Source organism: Thermogutta terrifontis, assembly GCF_002277955.1.
GTDB classification, from domain to species: Bacteria; Planctomycetota; Planctomycetia; order Pirellulales; family Thermoguttaceae; genus Thermogutta; species Thermogutta terrifontis.
Genome location: NZ_CP018477.1, coordinates 3266965 through 3282441 on the forward strand (window position 1 = coordinate 3266965; position 15477 = coordinate 3282441).

The window sequence follows — 15477 nt, forward strand, 5'->3', positions numbered from 1 at the left end:
GGAAATTCCACGCACTTCTTGCCATCTCTACGCGTCAGTGTCCGATGCAAAAAACGTGTTTTTCGCCCCGGATATACAACCGGCCGGGCTGAAAGGCAGGGCTGGTCACACAGCCTTCACCCAGTGAGTTTTCATGCTCGATCTGGAATTCCTGATCACTGACCGTCCCCACCCAGCATGCGCCCTCTTTGGAAAACAGGTACACCCTGCCACCCGCATAGGAAGGCGACGACGCAAAGGTGTGGTCCGGGAACTCATGCTCCCAGAGCTTCTCACCGGTTTTAACGTTATAGCACGCCAGCACCGATGTGGAGGACATCCATAACACATAATGATCAAAAGCCAGCGGACTGCAGGTGTCCGGCAGGGCATCCTCCGCCTCCCAGACCTTGTGCGTCTTGGTGACATCACCCGATCCGTCCCCTCGAATGCCGTACATGTAATAGGAGTACTCGCCTCCAGCAACGACAAGATCGCCCTGGACGACGGGAGAAGGCCCGCAGTCACCTGTGGTGCCGTCAAACCGCCACCATTCCGTGCCGTTCTCCGGGTTGTAGGAAATCACAAACGGATTGGCTACCGTGATCAGTTGCAGTTTTCCAGCTAGGTTGGCAATGACGGGACTGGTCCACGAGTTGCCAGTGGGACGTGTGACCTCCCAAACGACCCGCCCAGTGGGCCCTTCGATCGCAAACAGTTTGGATTTGTCGTCATCGGGTTCTCCCTGATCGAAGAGCACGATCACCCAATTTTTGTAGGTGCACAGGGAGGAAGCGTGTCCATAAGCGTTATCCGGGATCCCCAATCCCTTGACCCAGATGATGTTTCCCTGAAAATCCAGAGCGGCCAGGTCGCCGTTGGCAAAGATGGCGTAAACGCGACGACCATCGGTCGCCACCGTGGGTGCAGCAAAGCCGGTGTCCTTCATGACCTTCGGCTTCTTGCCCCGGCTTTCGGGAGTGGGTGGGATCTCTCGTTGCCAGAGCAACTTGCCAGAATCGGCATCCAGCGCGTAGCACACCCGTCGATCTTCCGTGGCGCCCGTCACGAAAACGAACCTGTCCCATACAACGGGCGAGTTGTGCCCCGGAAGCTCGATGGCCGTTTTCCACAGGATGCCCTGACCTTCTTCCGCATTCCATTGCACGGGTGGGTCCGGATGGTTGGAAACGCCATCACCATTCGGACCACGAAATCGCGGCCAAAACCGTGCGAACTCCTCCGGAGGAGCAGCATCATTCCCGACCGGCGCCCGCGAGGATGCCGCAGATGGCCCCTTCTCGGACTTTTCAGATTGCGTCCCTTGCCCGGATGAGGCTTTCTCTGCGGATCCTCCTGTCTGAGGACCGGAACGCTGTGCCAGTTCTCCACCAGATTGGGTGGAAAGTGCTCGTTTCAACGCGAATGCCTGATGCACGCTGGCTCGTGAGTTCCAGATGAGAAATCCTCCGGCCACAATCAGCAGAACGACAAGTCCCGTCACGGCAGCCAAACGCCGGCGGGTTGCCCGCTCGAACGCCTCGTCCCACACCTCGGTCGTACTTGGATGGGGCAAGGGACGACGAAGCGTGGAGGCAATTTTGGCCGAGATCGCGAACGTGATCAGGCCGGCGATCAAGAGGAGCGTTCCCCAGCGGTTGAACGTTCTCGCTCGGAAATACTCCTGTCGCAATTCGAGATCGAGTTCGCGAATTGCTTCCTTCAGTTGTTCATTCTGGGGGTCGGCAGCCAGTTGTTTCTGAAGCGCCAGATACTGGGGAGAGTCCAAAGGATCCTTGGCCAGATGGGTGACATAGTTCCAGACCAGCAGACCAGTGACTACCAATGTGAAAGCCGCGGCGACCACCGCAATTCGGAGCGCTGCCAGGAAGCCCGGTAACGGCCCGGATGAGGTTGTTAACCCGTCGCCCGGTTGCTTCATGCGATCGCTTGTCTCCTTTGGCGAGCCCGCCGTCATAGCCTCGGTTCTCCCGAAGTATTCCATCCTAAAACTGTCGGTCACCGTACCGGTTACAGCCTCACAGAGAGCGCTGCGCCCTCGTACAATTCCGCGGGAACTTTTCCTGTCGATTCGGAAAATGGCAATTTTGTGCGTGGATTCTCCGCTTTCGAATATTCTCGCCCGTGGTAAGGTCAGCGGACATTCCCGCTGGTAACTGGGGAGGAAGCATCCGGAATTCGTGCACGAGGGAGTCGAGCAACTTCTTCCCATGAGAGCCAGCCCCGCTGGATCTGCTCTTCCGGACAGTACCAGAAACAGCGTCCGCACGCCACGCAGCGGCGGGGATCGGGGAGGTACTCTTCCCGTCGAGGCCGTGTGACCAGTTGTACGAATTTGAGGCCGATCACCAGGCCCACCCATATTCCGAAGATGGTCCCAGCACGAGCGAATACGCCAAGTCGCTCGACAGCCCTCTGGAATAAGGCGATTTCACTTTCTCCGGAATTGTGAAAAGCCTTGATGGCGTCCTGGGCGAATTTGTTATCCGGCGGCACCTGTCCCGCCTGCACCCATTGCGCCAGCCGCACCTGCGGATCCAACTGCGCCAAAACCGGATGCAAGGCGTAGCCGGCCAATCCGCCAGCAATAAGCCACAGGGGCACAGCACCAAGCATGACCGCCAGACGGCGTCGTGCTGCTCGTCGCTCTGCCCGAGGAAGCGGCGGCACAGGGGCCACGATCGCTCCGTAAGGACACGCATCCTCGCACAGCCGGCAGCGAATGCATTCGGTGGGGGGGATGCGCACATGCCACCGTGCCAGTTTGGAGCACAGGCCCAGAAGTGCTCCATAGGGGCAGAGGAACCGGCAATACGGTCGCCCGACAAAAATCCCGATCAAGAGTAAACTGCCGCCGAAAATCAACATGGATGTGGCGCCCGACCGCCGAAAAAACGCCACAAACGGATCATACTCGCAAATCACATAACTGGTGCCGGTGGCCGCGTAAAGAACGGCAAGTCCAAGATATATCCAAGAGAAAAGCCCCAGAGCATGTTCGAGCCAGTCGGGTAGCTTCTGCGGTCGAACCGCCGCAATTTCCTGAATGGCCCCCAGCGGACATACGGCCGCACAAAATACCCGGCCAAAGAATAGGGCAAAAGCAATCGGAAGGGCAAAAAAGAGAAGAACACTCCACGGAATAACGTACCGTCCATCAAAAAGTCCCTGGGCTACATCCTGAATAGCTCCAATCGGGCAGACGCACCCTTCCCGATGAAAGCCGAACCAGAACAAACTGACACCCGCCAGCACAAACAGCCCGTTCCGCGAACGTTTCGCCAGGGCCAGGTAGGTCGCTGTTCCCAGGGCGATGACGAGGGCGATCGTGTCCACCATTTCCCAAATAGGTGAGGGTGGCGGAGGCACGGGCGTTTCCGGCAGTTTATGCGAAGTAAAATCCGGCGGGGGAAAGCGCTCGACGGCCAGCGCTGCCCACCGTCCCGCCCACAGAACGGCAATCACCCCCAAAAAGAGAATCGCATTCCATCGCCTCGATGCCCCTTTTTGCGAGCGGGGAGTTTCAGGTAGCCGACAATTTTTGCTTTGTTCCTGGTTGGAAGGACGGTCAATCATATCGGATGAAACACCGAGTCAAATCTTTGGCACACAAAAAGAATGGCAATACAAATCTCCAGTTTGTACTCACAGCGCGGCGCTCGGTTTGTAGAGATGCTTCAACAGATAGGGCTGTGATGCTGGAAGGCGTACAAATGCCTGCGAAGGACAGGCAATGGCGATGGAGCACTGGTGGCAGTTCAGGCAACGGTCATGCCTCACCTGAAGGTAGAGCGATCCATTGCCAAAGGCAGCGCAACCCACCACGCACTTGCCGCACGCGATGCACAGATTCTCGTCGATGGTGTATTCGTAGTAAGGCTCTTCGACCAGTTTCCGAATGAGGGCGCCCGTGGGGCAGAGCTGATTTTCCGCCCCGGTATTGAGGGCCAGCGGCTCAGGCGGAAAATACCCAGTGCACAAATCGCAGTAGCCGCACATGGGAAAGCTGTTGACGCATTTGACGGCGGAGGGATCCAGAACGCAGTGGGTCGCGCAGTTGCCGCAGGCGATGCACTTGTAAGGGTCAATCTGCCAAACCAGAGGTTCTCCCGATGCCTTTTTCCCTGCCAGGAACCCCACCAGCCCTCCCACACCGAGAAACGTCGCCATCTGGATCCCTTCCCGCAACATTTCTCGCCGCGAAATCCGTTTTTCGTTACCGGCTGGGCTCATGGCATTTCCCTCCTGCCGACAATTCGGCGGCTCGCTACGAATTAGATTGTGCGCTGGCCAGCTCCCCGCTCGTTTTCTCTTCCACTTTCCTCTTCAAATATCTTTCCGGGTAGCAATCCGTATGGGCTTGAGGGTCCTTCAGACTACTTCGGAAAACCTGGGCCTGAGGAAGGGAACAAGCCGCCACCCGCGAACAGCCGTTACATACCGACCGCCGACAATCCACGTGGGTTTGCAGACCCACTTGCCGCAATCCAAGCTTCACTGTCGTTGCAGAGAGCACAACCAAAGCAGCCGCGCGAAGCGACTCGCGCCAAAAACCTCGCCGAGTCATGGACTGGCAAGTTTCCCGGGACTTGCATTGTTCATGATTGGCCACATGCGAATTCGTCATGGCTGAGAGTTCTCATTGTCCACGGAGTTCACTCGGTTTCCCGAATTGCCAGGTTGCTCACGGCGGAGAGCAGACCGCCAAAACACGATCTCGGGGCACAACCCCCTCCAACATCTTTTATGATGCCGGCTCCAACTCTTTCCGAGCGGTAGTCTCCATATTGACGTTCTTCTTCATTTGGATCGCGCTCCCTTCGGCACTGTCAGACGTCGGCGGTTGGCCAGTCTTTTTCGGTCGAAAGGCCTCCAGGACGCTCCGTCCGGGATCGAGAATGAGGACCCATTGCTCGTCGGGAGTTTCGGGCGGCGAAAAAACTTCCACATCGAGAACAGGAAGTCGGTCCTCGTCCCGCGTCTCTTCCCATTTGCGGGAAGGAGCAAAATGCTCGGGGGCAGCCACCCAACCTAATAGCTCCCCGTGTGCCGAGTAAACTTTCACGCGGGGAATCCCCTTTTCTGCCGTCACCACCCTCCCGTCAGAAAATAGCGCAATGTGAGCGGGGTTGCAACAGCCACAGAAACCCGCCTCATCCAAGCCCGCTTTTCCCCAGAAGATTTCCAGGTCGCCCTCCCGTGTATAAACTTCGACGCGATGGACCCCAGGATTGACCACCCGCAGGAGACCGTCGGAACCCCAGGCGAGATCAAAATAAGGGCTGGGAATAATAAAACCGAGGATCCCGCGATCGACATCCCGGTGGCCAATCTCGGCTATTTTCTCACCGTGGCGATCAACACGGTGAACAACCCGGTTGCCCGCATCCGCCACGAAAACCTCCTCACCAGCCACTGCGATGTCAGTAATCACCGCTTTAGAACCAAAAAAACTCCATTCCGACTGCACGTCACCCGCTGCGGACACGACGATGACGCGGGAGCCGCTTCCCACGAAAAAGAGCAAATCCGAATCAGACCCCTTCCCGGTCCGGCCATCCTGACCTCCCGAATGCCTTGCAACAGCAAGACACTGGGGCGAAAAAGACACGGCCATTTTCTCCTCCAATCGTCCCCCGTTTGCCGAAAGGGCGACGGGAAGCAGTTGATCATCCACAGCGACCCAGGCTGTGGCTTCCAGGACGGCCAACCGCCGGAGGTCCTTTCCTGGAATTTCGAGCTGCCAGGCAGGTTCGAAAACGATTTTCTCCTCGGGAACGGAGACATAATTGTCCAGGGTATAGACAAAGCGCTCGGGGAGTGCATTGGTGCGAGGGCTTCGCAGGTGATTTCGGTACACGAGCACGGCCGTGGCTCCGATGATAAGTCCCACAACAACGCAGGCAAGAGCCAGCAGCGCTTCCTGACGCAGTGAGCCTCTGGGGATGGTTGTCGGACCCTCACCTGACGGGTGATTCCGCAACGGAGCATGTATTCGTCTTGTGTCCATGGTGGCGTACCGGGCAAGACGTCGAAAAACCGCCGTCGGTCTCAGTTGGCCGTCAAATCCAGGCAGACCATCTCCGTGCTGCTGCGAACAATGAGGCGGCCCTTGACAATGGCCATGGGGCCCCAGCAGTCATGCCCCTCCAGCACCCGAGCCTGCGCCAGGGGCCGAAAGGCCTCGGGGGTGGCCTCCGCCATGGTCAGCCTGCCGTCGTCGTCCAACGCCAGAAGCAGGCCATTCGCGATCATATAAGGTCCCAATCCAAATCGATACTGGGGACCGCTCGCCCAGCGTTGGTTGCCGTTCAGGTCGAGGCAGACCATCTGTTTGTCCTTTTCTCGCACGCCGTAAATAAACCCTTTGTACAGCACGGGGGTTTGCTGGGTCGAGCCAAACTGCTGGGGAGGAAGCTGCGATTCCACCGCGGGGATGATCCTGTCGCCCTCTTTTTTTAAACGCATGAGCAGGGCACCCGAATCGTAGCCGCCGCAGAAAAAAATGCGATCATCGGGCAGAGCAAGCGGAGACGGAACGGTGGCGAGGCTGATTTTCCACTCGGATGTGTCCCAAAGGATGGTGCCGTCATCCGCTCGAACCGCGACCACGCCACCGGTCGCACAATACACATACATTCGAATCCCTTGGAACACGACCGGCATAATGGAAGAATGGGTCATTTTCCAGTCGCGTGGATTGGGCGTTCGCCACAATTCCTTGCCCGTTGCCGCATCAACCGCCACCATAAGGGCCTGAGGTCCGCCCGGCGCGAGGATCACCCGATCGTTCTCCACCAGCGGGCATTGGCCCGTATACCAGGGTGGCACGGTAGCCCCCCAGCGTTCCGCCATATCGATGAGCCAGTAGTTCTTGCCCGTCAAACGATCCAGACAGGCCACGTGGCACTTTGGGCCAATGGTCACCACGTACTTATCGGTCACCGTTGGAATGGTACGGGACATGCCATGGTTGCGTTTGACAGTATTGTGATAGCGGAACTGCCAAATATCCCGACCATCGTCCAGCGATAGACAGCGGACCACGTCTTCTTCCTTGTCGCGATCGTAGTCGATAATGTAGACCCGCCCGTCCTTGATGGCTGCCGCTGCGAATCCTTCCCCCACTTCAATGGACCAGATTCGCCGGGGTCCCTCCGGTGGCCAGGAGCGTGCGAGAGTGACGCTGGGATCTTCCCAAATGGCATCCAGATTGGGTCCGCGGAACCTCGGCCATTCCCCCGGAACCGACGAAGGTTTCCCTTCCAGCGTCACAAGCGTGCCGGATAGCTCGCGTTTTTCGGACTTCTGTCTGATCGACCGAACTGGCCGATCCAATCCGGGGACGCGGCGTTCCAGCGGCGGCGTTGGCACCGCCACCATCCAAGTCACAATCGCCCCCAATCCAAGGATGGCGACGGTGAGCGGAAGGAGAACTGTCCAAGCAAAGGAACGCATACCGTAATGCGAATGGCGGCGAGTTATTCCTTGAGGCCCGTTACGTCAAAGTCCCACCGTTCGTTCGTGGCCAGCATTTGATCCCACGTGACCTCTGCTTTTTGGTACGCAGCCATCCGCCCAAGGATCGTGGTGAGATTGCTACGGACGCTGGGAGCTACGGTGGGATTGCTGAAATCCCCCTTGGTGATGGCCTCATAGAAGGCAGCAATGTTGGTTTTCGCACCATCTGTGTAAAGATTGCCAGTCGGGCCTCCTGGAAAAGGTTTTTTCCCCTGAATGCTGACCGTTCCAAAATAATGGGTGTCGGCTGTCCCTTCCGTTCCGAAGATGCGACAGCCGATGTCATCATACCCGGCTCCGTACTGTTTGGATGCAAATGTGAGGATGACTTCATTGGGAAAGGTGAAGATTACGGAGAAATGATCCCAGCAGTCTCCAGGTCCGGTTTTGCCTTTGCGACCGCCCACTCCGTAAGCTCGCTCGGGAGCCGCATCCAGGAACCACGTGGCCACGTCCAGGGCATGGATGTTTTGCTCGGTGATGATGTCGCCAGAAAGAACCCGAAACGCTCCCCATGCCCGGAGGAGATGTTCCGGGTTTTTCACATCCAGATCGGCGGGTGCCACCCAGGTGGGACCACAGTAGTACACAGCCTCGGCACTCACGATCGTGCCGATATCACCGGCCTGAACACGACGAACCGCTTCCTGATAGAGCGGGCAGGCCCGGGTTTGAAAGTCCACAAGAAAAACCAGTTTCTTGGCCGTCGCCTTCTGACCTGCCTGTTCAATTACCCGACAACCCGCCACATCGACAGCCACGGGTTTGGCCAGAAAGACGTGCACGCCGGCTTCGACCGCTGTGGCGGCCTGTTCAGGATGGAAGAACGGGGGACTTTCAACGGCGACGGCATCCAGGCCCCCATCGTCCAGCATCCGTCGATAACCCAGCAGCCCGGTGTAACGCCGGTTTTCCGGCACCGCAAACTGCGTCCCAGCTGCCTCGGCACGGTCAGGAAAATAGTCGTGGACCGCCGCAATCGTGTAGCCTCCATGGTCTCGGAAGAGGTTGGCGATCCAGCGCCCCCGGCCACCACATCCGATAAGGCCCAAGCGGACCCGCGAGTTGGCCTCGCTGCCAAAAACCAGGTCATGGCGAATCAATGCAGCCACGGCGGCGCCGCCAGCGGCGAGAAATGTCCGGCGATCGGTCTTGCTCGGCATACAATATCCTCCTGGCGCGAGAGAGGTCTCGTTAAATTCTCCCACGGGTATGAGCACCCTCCGCAATTGCTCCACATTATTTCTGAGGACGCGACACAAAAGCCTCATGGATCGCCATCCACACCGCCTGCACGAGTGTCACGGGGTTCTCGCAGCATCCCATGGCCGTTTCATTGCTGCATTCCGTGTCGTGGCGGTGGGGGAGTGGGAACCAGAATTCAACTCATGAACCCGATGATTCGCCCGATCCGGAGCGGACCTGTTGAAACAGCCATTCGCGGAGTTCCGGCTCCTGATAGGCCCGGGACCACGAGTTGTGGCCTACCCCGGGGTATTCTGTGTAGCGTACTTTTCCGCCTGCTTTTTTGAGGGCTTCGACCATGGCTCGGGAGAGGGAGACTGGCACCACGGGATCAGCGCCTCCATGGAAGATCCACATCGGAATATGGGCAATTTCCTTGGCACGGGAGGTATCGCCCCCACCACAGATAGGCACGGCCGCAGCGAAATCATGCGGACGCCGAAGCAAAAGGTCAAACGTACCAAACCCACCCATCGAAAGCCCGGTCACGTAGCACCGATCGGGATCCACGCTCAATTCCTTGCGGATTTGGTCGAAAAGCTCGATGACCAGCTTCATGGGCCGCGTGAGTTCATTGGGCCAGGGTTGAGACGAATCCGCCTGGCGGCGAAGACCCGCCCACCAGGAATTCCGCGGACATTGTGGAGCAATGAGAAAGGCCGGATGCTGGGGATCGAGCACGAGTGTCAAGAATTCATCGTTTTTAAGCTGGGCCTCGTTGTCATCCCCGCGCTCACCAGCCCCGTGCAGAAAGATGATCAGGGGATACTTTTTGTTCGGATCATAGTTTTCCGGCTTCCAGAGGCGGTAAGGAAGCGTTTCCCCCTCTGCATTCTTGTACACCCGTTTTTCCAGTTTGCTGTGGAGATCTTTGTACATCTGGGCTGAGACCGTTTGAAAGGCCGCCAACCAGGCCAAAATAGCCGACGTTCCCACGACACAGCCGATCCACCGTTTCATAGCATCACCCTTCTGCGAAGCCTACTCCGGTGACCAATTCGAACACGCCCAGGCATAGCCCCCGAGCGTTGCCGTGTAGCCAGAATATCAAGAAAAAACGCCGGTGTGAATCCACCGGCGAAAAATTGGCTGCACGGACGAAATTCAAACGGGTGTTGGACCGTCACTCCATCAGTTCCGGAGGTACATCCACCGGAAGTTTGCCAGCCTTAATCCGATCGCCAAATGTGGGAGACTTTGGATCCTTTGGATCGACCTTTTCCTTCTCCACGACCTCGAGGGCCTTCTGGATCTTTTCCTTGTTGCGGGCATCAGTTTTACGGTCCAGCAGTTTGTCGAGGGCCTGGCCGTACGCATTCCGTTTGGTCTTGTCATCACCCAAATGGCAAATGTTGCACCCGGCGCGATCGACCAACTCGGCGAATGCCCGATCTTTCGGGTCGTTGCTGTCTTTCTTGACATAGCGCTCCACAAACTGGGTGCGGAATTGGGTCACCGCCAGCGCCTGAGATCCGCACCACACAGCTCCAACCACTAGGGCGGTCACTCCCAACAGCTTCTTCATTGGATCAACACCTCCTCATGTCGTCTTCTTCTATTCGATATGTTCTGCCGCAACACACACGATCCCGTTTCCATTCGCAGATTCTTCTTTGGTTCCCATTCCCTCCACCGCTACCGGCTTGTGGTGGAGCGGCTATCGCCATGGTTCTTCCGACGCAGTGAAGTTTGCCACAATCCCCTATCCGCTCTTGCGTATGCGGAGTCCCCTTCCGGAGACCGAAGTTTCCGCACGACCTGCGGGGAAATTAATCCAAGTGGCGGGAAACGCGTCGCAGCCATCCCCGAACGGCAAAGCAAGGGGCGTTGCCTTGCTTTCGGGGTGTTTTCATTGCTCAGACCTTCCCGGAAGCAACCTTCCCAATTCTATGCCAGTTGTAAAGGCATTTGCCAGATTTTACCATCGTTTCGGGGCAGGTTCCAATGAATTCCAATGAAAAGGTTCGTTCCGTGGGCGCTCAGCGGGTGGGCGTACCTTGAAGCTTGGCCAGGAGCCGTTTCGCGGCCCCCGGGGGATCGGGAGCATCCACCACGGCCGCGGATACCGCCACGCGAAAAATTCCCGTTTTCAGTACCGCATCGATGTTCGACTCGTTGATGCCCCCGATGGCGAATGCGGGCAGGGTGATTTCCGAGGCGACCTGTCGCAAGAACTCCAACCCGGGGAAGTGCGAAAACTGTTTGGTTGACGAAGGAAACGTCGGCCCACATCCAATGTAATTGGCCCCATCGAGGACAGCCTGTCGGGCCTGCTCGATATCATGGGTGGAAACACCTATCAACATGTCAGGGCCTACAAGGGCGCGGACATCCTTGACCGTCAGTTCCTCCTGCCCCACATGGACTCCGTCAGCCTGACTCAGGACGGCCAGATCCGGGCGATCGTTCATGATGAACAACGTTTGTGTGCCCCGGGTGATTTTGCGAGCAATCCGTGCCCGTTCCAACAGTAAGCGATCCTCGAGCGTTTTCTCTCGGAGTTGAATCACGTGGACACCGGCTTCCACAAGTGACGTGATCAGGGCCTGGAATTCGTCAGGTGAAGGCCGTGCGTCCACCAGGACATAAAGTCGCGCGTTTTGCAGACGCTCCCGAGAGAGCTCGGTGATGCGAATGGCCCGATGCAGTGTGTAACACCGGTAGCGAAGTTGTTCAAAGCGCTCTGCTAGTTCCGGTTGGAGTACCTTCGCGCATTCTTCCACGCTGCGGATGGCCTCGCGAACGCGGGATAAATTCGCATCGAGCAGCCCTTCCACAGACTCGCGTTTCATTTCGTGGGAATGCTTGATCCGGGTGCCGACATCGGTTTGAGTTTCCCGGGCAGCGAGGCGGTAGGCCATGGGAAATTCGCCCGCAAGCCGGGAAAACGCATGACGAATGTCTTTAAGCTCGCCCACAAGAAAGGGATCATCCAGCACAAACCGAACATAATCTTCCACAACACGGAGGCCTTCCAACGCACGGTTGATCGCTGCATCCACGATGCGATAGAGTCCCATCGCGGTGGAGACGGTGAGTTTCGAAACGGCATCCTCCTTTTTCGCCTCGTCAGAAGACGTCGTGCGAGAATCTGCTGGAGGTTCTTCTCGCCGAAGTCTTTCTTCTTCCGGAGGTTCACAAGAAGCGGAGGGCTTGATCTGCGCATGACCCACTTCGGGCGAAAAAATTGATTCTTCTTCCCCGGGCGACGGCAGAGCTTCAATCTGGCCCCCCACGGCTTCCTGTGATGCCGACCGCCACTGCCCACCGGTGCCATAGCGCTGCAGAATCTGCTGCCGGAGCTGTGTGAAATTCAATCCCTGTTCGCGGAGCCAGTCGGCAACGGGGTGCTCGCAGCCCGCCAGTCCCAAGAGCAAATGCTCCGTGGAGATAATGGGCGGCCAATCGCCCCAATCCATATAAAGATCGACCGCTGTGAAGAGGCTTTTTACTTCGGGATGGAATTGCGGCGGTGACTCCAGGGGAATTGGTGGCGGCTCCGCAGACCGATGAAGTTCTGGCCAATGGGCGAGAAGTAATTCCTCGCTGATACCGAGTTCTCGCAGAATCATCGCCGCGCGGCATTCCGGTTCAGCGAGCAGACCCATGAGGATGCTTACCAGCCGGAGACCGCCGGACCCTTCCCCGTACTGCCAGGTTGCAGCAGCGGCCAGCGCACGAAGCGCTCCTGGTGTAAATTCACGTTCCATGGCAATCGAGAAAAACCTGCCTTCGGAGGATTTCGCCGGCTCTTCCGCATGCGTGTTTCTCAATGAACTTGGCTCGCCGACATGCCGCGTGCCGGCTGTCTTCACTCCATGGTACAGAACAGCCGATGGGATCGGAAAGACTCAGAGCAGGCGAAACCGTGGCATCAACTGCGAAAGACTTTTCTGCAACATGGAGCGCAGCCGCAGCCAGACCGGATTGCTGTGGTGAGGCTGCACTTCGGAAATCGCTAGGTAGGAGCGAAAACTTGTAAGAAGTTCTTCCAATCGGGCGGCAATTTCGCGACGGCGGCGTTCCCGGGTGGACTTCGGGGCAACCCTGACACGGAAGCACGACCGTGCGGGCGTGTCCCCGGTGGCGGGTTTGTCTTCGTTCATCACCACCACCATTTCGAAGCACACGGGACGGTCTGAACGGCGTCTGCTGCGGAGGGGATTTCGAACCTCGATCTCCATTTCCAGGCGGTTTCCCTGCACTTTGAGAATCCGTGCCTGATGGTCGGCAATGAATCCGTGTAGTTTTTCCACAGCCAGGGCAAGTGGAAAAGGGCTGATCAGGGTCTCTTCCACCACGACCTCCGTGGATGCAGCACGCCACCACCAGCGTTTGGCGCTGACGGGTGCGGTCTCGCCGTGATTGCCAACTCCGAGTTGGATAACCATATTCCGGCCATTGGCCTTGGCCATGAGAAGCGCCCGATCCGCCCGCCGGAGAATTGTTTCGGGAGTGTCGCCCGGCTGAACTTCTGTGACTCCGAAACTGGCCGTCACCACCCGACCGTTCAGCCGAGCCAGGGGTGTGCGAGCGAGGGCTTCCCGCATTTCTTCGGCGCGACGGGTGGCCGTCGCAATGTCACACGCAGCACAGAGCATGACGAATTCTTCTCCGCCGTATCTGGCCACCAGGTCTCCCGACCGGGAATATCGGCGCAGCACCCCCGCCAGCGTCCGTAGCGCGTCGTCCCCCGCTTGATGACCGTAGGTGTCATTGACCTGTTTGAAGCGATCGAGATCGCAGATGATAAGGCTGAAGGGAATTCCTCGCCGCTGGTACTGCTCCACAAAGAGGGGCAACATGCGGTCGAATTCCGCGCGGTTAGCAAGGTCCGTGAGCGGATCGCGGGTAACGCGTTCGCGGAAGTATTCGAGCCGCTGTTCCAGATTGATCTCCGGTGAAGCGTCATGAATGATGGCCACGGCGCCGAGAATAGTCCCATCCTGCAGGACAACCGGGACGGCGTGGAGATCGACCGGGACTTTCTCCTGATTCCTGCCCTGCATGCTGAGGCGCCGCAGCACCTGGGCGCCGCATCGCAGGGCGGTAAGTACCGGACAATCCTGCTCGGTCAGCGGTTCTCCCCGTTCGCTCCGCAACCCCAGAATGGTGGGCGACCACTTTCGCGATCGCACGGCTTCCGCCATGATTCCGCTGAGCCGCTCCGCTCCAGGATTCCACTGGAGGATAAGCTCCTGGGTATCGACGAAGATGACGCCATCCCGCATGTTCTGCAAAAGGCGGTGCTGGAAGACGGTTTCCATCTCGGGCGGGAGGATGGTTTGACTGGGGGAGACCCACCGCCAGAGATGGTTGACCGATTCGGCGTCAAGGTCGGTAAGCCAGCGTCGGGCGACATCCTGTTTGGCTGCATCCACACCACTTCGATAAAACCGGACAAACTCTTCGACGAGATCAGGGTCGAATTGACGTCCCGCCCCATGATAGAGCTCGGCAAACGCCCGCTCCACGCTCATCGCGGGGCGATAAAGGTGATCCGTGGTCATTGCATCGAAAGCTTCCGCGACGGCGATCATCCGGGCTGCTTCGGGAATGGCCCGCCCCCATGCGGAGTACCCTGCTCGGGTCGCGTCATACCATGCCGGCACGTTGCCCACAATCCGCAGAATGTTTTCATTGTCCGTCACGTGCCGGAGGATTTCCACGCTCATCAGCCGGGCACGATCGACGTAAAGAATTTCTTCCGGGGTCAACGGCCCGGGTTTAAGTAGGATTTGATCCGGCAGTCCGATCAGACCCACGTCGTGCAGAAGGGCGGCAACCTCCAGCTCGTCGCGCTCCTGCTCGGTCATCCCGCGCCATTTTGCCCAGGCCGAGCACAGAAGGGCGACCCGTAAGGAGTGAATGGCCGTCGGCAGGTGGCGGACCCGGAGGGCTGCAAACAGACCGGCCGACACCCCCAGCCGGGCTGCCACAAGTCGTTCGTAGTGCACGAAGTCCGGTTCCCCGGTTTCCCGACCAGACGGGACAGCATCCGCTGAGGGCGCTTGCGCTGCTGCTTCTGAAGGTTTCATCAGTTCGCTGGGCAGCGATGTCACATCGGTCTCGGGGATAGCGGAAGCTGGCGCCGCGATGTCAGTCATACATGCTCCCCTTTCTCAGATGACTGGCAACCGAAATTTCCCCGGTAAAATGGGCTGACCAGCCTCACTTCGGCCATCCGGCGTCGGGCTAACGTCGAGCGGAGAACGTGCTCACCTACAAGGCGATGAATTCCGGTCAGAAACCCTCGCAAGCCGTCCCATGGATGTGTGGCCGGTCGACCATTTCCGGATAAGTAGCCTGTCCAATCGAAAAGACAACAAGGATTTGAGTCTTGTCAGGGCATTGTTATTGCTCTACTGAAAGCCTAGGTCATAGTGAAAGCAAGGTCAAACTTTGCCCAGCCAAGCCAAAAAATAAAACATGAAGCTGATCTCGCTGTGATGTTGTGACGGAGAAGCACGCCGTTTGTTGCCCCTGCCCCGTTCTGATGAAAAAAGCAAACACACGAGCCAGCCCAAAATCAACAGTTGACAGAGGAGACGCTCTTCAGAGGGGCGGTCCACGCTACGGAGGAAAAAAACGGTCAGGGCGAAGCGAACCACATTCCACCCTGACCGGATTCAAATCGTTACGCTTTGGTTTTTGAGAAGACGTTAATCTCGCCGCAAGGCTTTGGTGGCCGCAGGGCTACCGTCCCCAAGA

At 58.0% G+C, this 15477-nt stretch carries 10 protein-coding genes; all 10 read right to left on the reverse strand.

What is annotated here, in order from left to right; genetic code table 11:
* Positions 1-34: 34 nt before the first annotated feature.
* Complete coding sequence (locus tag THTE_RS12115; RefSeq protein WP_168175850.1) at positions 35-1957, reverse strand: outer membrane protein assembly factor BamB family protein; 1923 nt, start codon at positions 1955-1957, stop codon at positions 35-37.
* Between the two features lie 176 nt (positions 1958-2133).
* Positions 2134-3576: a 4Fe-4S binding protein gene (locus tag THTE_RS12120; RefSeq protein WP_095415684.1), complete on the reverse strand. Its 1443-nt coding sequence runs from the start codon at positions 3574-3576 to the stop codon at positions 2134-2136.
* A 69-nt stretch (positions 3577-3645) separates the two neighbouring features.
* On the reverse strand, positions 3646-4233 hold the full coding sequence (locus tag THTE_RS12125) for a 4Fe-4S dicluster domain-containing protein (RefSeq protein WP_095415685.1): 588 nt from the start codon (positions 4231-4233) through the stop codon (positions 3646-3648).
* A gap of 511 nt (positions 4234-4744) precedes the next feature.
* Entirely contained in the window at positions 4745-6010 is a 1266-nt protein-coding gene (locus THTE_RS12135; protein WP_157732057.1) for an NHL repeat-containing protein, read from the reverse strand.
* Positions 6011-6051: 41 nt separating this feature from the next.
* Positions 6052-7458 carry an outer membrane protein assembly factor BamB family protein gene (locus THTE_RS12140; protein ID WP_095415688.1) on the reverse strand — a complete coding sequence of 469 codons (1407 nt, stop codon included), beginning with the start codon at positions 7456-7458 and terminating at the stop codon, positions 6052-6054.
* Positions 7459-7481: 23 nt separating this feature from the next.
* Positions 7482-8684, reverse strand: a complete 1203-nt coding sequence (locus tag THTE_RS12145; RefSeq protein WP_157732058.1) for a Gfo/Idh/MocA family protein — start codon at positions 8682-8684, stop codon at positions 7482-7484.
* A 223-nt stretch (positions 8685-8907) separates the two neighbouring features.
* The gene (locus THTE_RS12150; protein WP_207651707.1) at positions 8908-9726 is read right to left on the reverse strand and encodes a carboxylesterase family protein; all 819 of its coding nucleotides are present in this window, start codon (positions 9724-9726) and stop codon (positions 8908-8910) included.
* Between the two features lie 163 nt (positions 9727-9889).
* Positions 9890-10291: a hypothetical protein gene (locus tag THTE_RS12155; RefSeq protein ID WP_095415690.1), complete on the reverse strand. Its 402-nt coding sequence runs from the start codon at positions 10289-10291 to the stop codon at positions 9890-9892.
* A 454-nt stretch (positions 10292-10745) separates the two neighbouring features.
* On the reverse strand, positions 10746-12476 hold the full coding sequence (locus tag THTE_RS12160; RefSeq protein ID WP_157732059.1) for a thiamine phosphate synthase: 1731 nt from the start codon (positions 12474-12476) through the stop codon (positions 10746-10748).
* Between the two features lie 141 nt (positions 12477-12617).
* A complete protein-coding gene (locus THTE_RS12165; protein ID WP_095415692.1) occupies positions 12618-14873 on the reverse strand; it encodes a diguanylate cyclase in 2256 nt (751 codons plus the stop codon).
* Positions 14874-15477: the final 604 nt, after the last annotated feature.